At 69.6% G+C, this 2,031-nt stretch carries 1 protein-coding gene; it reads right to left on the bottom strand.

All coding sequences use genetic code 11. The features are described from left to right. Positions 1 to 2,031: multifunctional oxoglutarate decarboxylase/oxoglutarate dehydrogenase thiamine pyrophosphate-binding subunit/dihydrolipoyllysine-residue succinyltransferase subunit (locus ACZ3TI_RS40785; protein WP_465735621.1), on the bottom strand; the 2,031-nt coding region annotated here is incomplete at its 5' end.

Genomic DNA, 2,031 nt, shown 5'->3' on the forward strand with positions numbered 1-2,031 from the left:
TCAGAGCGAGAAGACCTCTTCGATCAGTGCCTGCTGCTCGGCGGCGTGTCGCTTGGCGGAGCCGACCGCGGGGGAGGAGGCCGTCGTGCGGGCGACACGGCGCAGGCGGGAGTCGCCGGCGCTGCGGCCGATGACGACCTGGAGGTGGTCGACCAGGTTCATCGCGATGAACGGCCAGGCACCCTGGTTGTCCGGTTCCTCCTGCGCCCAGACGAACTGGACGTCGTCGCCGTAGCGGGCCAGCTCCTCCTGGAGCTCGGCCACCGGCAGCGGGTAGAGCCGCTCGACCCGGACGATCGCGGTGTCGGTGACGCCGCGCTCGGTGCGGGCGGCCTCCAGGTCGTAGTAGAACTTGCCGGCGGTGATGACCACCTTGCGGACCTGTGCCGGGTCGACGGTGGTGTCGCCGATGACCGGGCGGAACGAGCCGGACAGGAACTCCTCGGTCGCACTCGCCGCGGCCTTCAGACGCAGCATCGACTTCGGGGTGAAGACGACCAGCGGCTTGTGGTGCGGGTTGTGCGCCTGCCAGCGCAGCAGGTGGAAGTAGTTCGACGGCAGGGTCGGCATGGCGACCGTCATGTTGTTCTGCGCGCACAGCTGGAGGAAGCGCTCCGGGCGGGCGGACGAGTGGTCCGGGCCCTGGCCCTCGTAGCCGTGCGGCAGCAGCAGGGTGACGCCGGAGTGCTGGCCCCACTTCTGCTCGGCGGAGGCGATGTACTCGTCGACCATGGTCTGCGCGCCGTTGACGAAGTCGCCGAACTGCGCCTCCCACATGACCAGCGCGTTCGGGCGGGTCAGCGAGTAGCCGTACTCGAAGCCCATGGCCGCGTACTCCGACAGCAGGCTGTCGTAGACGGTGTAGCGGGCCTGGTCCTCGGTGAGGTACTGCAGCGGGGTGTAGTCCTCGCCGGTCTTGCGGTCGATCAGGACGGCGTGCCGCTGGCCGAAGGTGCCGCGGCGGCTGTCCTGGCCGGCCAGGCGGACCGGGTGGCCCTCCATGAGCAGCGAGCCGATGGCGAGGGTCTCGCCCATCGCCCAGTCGATGGTGTTGTCCTCGACCGAGGCGGCGCGGCGCTGCAGCTGCGGCAGCAGGCGCGGGTGGACGGTCAGCCAGTCCGGCAGGTTGACCTGCGAGGCGGCGATCCGCTTGACCATCTCCTGGGAGATGCCGGTCCGGATGGAGACCGGGAAGTCGGCGACCGGCTTGCCGGCGGGGGCCCCGGCCGGCGCCTGGGCGGCGTCGCGGACCTCGGCGAAGACCTTCTCCAGCTGGCCCTGGAAGTCCTGGAGCGCCTGCTCCGCCTCTTCCATGGTGATGTCGCCGCGACCGATCAGGCCCTCGGTGTACAGCTTGCGCACCGAGCGCTTCTTGTCGATCAGGTCGTACATCAGCGGCTGGGTGAACGACGGGTTGTCGGCCTCGTTGTGACCGCGGCGGCGGTAGCAGATGAGGTCGATCACCACGTCCTTGTGGAATTCCTGGCGGAACTCGAAGGCGAGCCGCGCGACGCGGACCACGGCCTCCGGGTCGTCGCCGTTCACGTGGAAGATCGGGGCCTCGATCATGCGGGCCACGTCGGTGCAGTACATCGAGGAGCGCGAGGACGCCGGGGCGGCGGTGAAGCCGACCTGGTTGTTCACCACGACGTGCACGGTGCCGCCGGTGCGGTAGCCGCGCAGCTGCGACATGTTCAGGGTCTCCGCGACGACGCCCTGGCCGGCGAAGGCCGCGTCGCCGTGGATCTGGATCGGCAGCACCGGGAAGGTGGTGCCGCCCTGGTCCAGGATGTCCTGCTTGGCGCGGGCGATGCCCTCGACGACCGGGTCCACGGCCTCCAGGTGGGAGGGGTTCGCGGCGAGCGAGACCTTGATGGTCTCGCCGTCCAGGCCGGTGAAGGTGCCCTCGGAGCCCAGGTGGTACTTGACGTCGCCGGAGCCGTGCATCGACTTCGGGTCGAGGTTGCCCTCGAACTCGCCGAAGATCTTGCCGTACGGCTTGCCGACGATGTTGGCCAGCACGTTCAGGCG

The sequence above is a fragment of the Kitasatospora sp. NPDC023120 genome (genome assembly GCF_055560835.1).